The 557-nt window shown below is 47.0% G+C and carries 1 protein-coding gene; it reads left to right on the top strand.

Going from position 1 to position 557, the window contains the following annotated elements; all coding sequences use genetic code 11:
• Positions 1 to 547: phospho-N-acetylmuramoyl-pentapeptide-transferase (gene mraY / locus R8N47_RS27460; RefSeq protein ID WP_318186396.1), on the top strand; the 547-nt coding region annotated here is incomplete at its 5' end.
• Positions 548 to 557: the final 10 nt, after the last annotated feature.

Raw genomic sequence — 557 nt, 5'->3', positions numbered from 1 at the left:
GACTTACTTCGTGATTGTTGGCACCAGTAATGCGGTAAACCTCACTGATGGTTTAGATGGTTTGGCTATCATGCCGACGGTACTGGTTGCTGCAGGCTTTGCCGTTATCGCTTGGGCTACTGGTAACGTTAACTTTTCTGAATATCTGCACATCCCATATCTACCGCACGCCTCTGAGCTTGTTGTGGTATGTACGGCGATTGTGGGCGCGGGTCTTGGATTCTTATGGTTCAACACCTATCCAGCACAAGTATTTATGGGTGACGTAGGCTCTCTTGCGCTAGGTGGTGCACTAGGCACTATCGCTGTTTTGGTTCGTCAAGAATTGGTGCTGGTTATCATGGGCGGTGTATTTGTAATGGAAACACTGTCTGTAATCCTCCAAGTCGGTTCATACAAGCTGCGCGGTCAACGCATTTTCCGCATGGCACCAATTCATCATCACTACGAATTAAAAGGTTGGCCAGAACCTCGTGTAATCGTGCGTTTCTGGATAATTTCTATGGTTCTTGTTCTGATTGGTCTTGCGACATTGAAAGTGCGTTAAACGCACTTTC

It is taken from the genome of Vibrio sp. 2132-1, assembly GCF_033344315.1.
The sequence above is the reverse complement of the archived record's forward strand: the minus strand, read 5'-3'. Positions and strand labels throughout refer to the sequence as shown.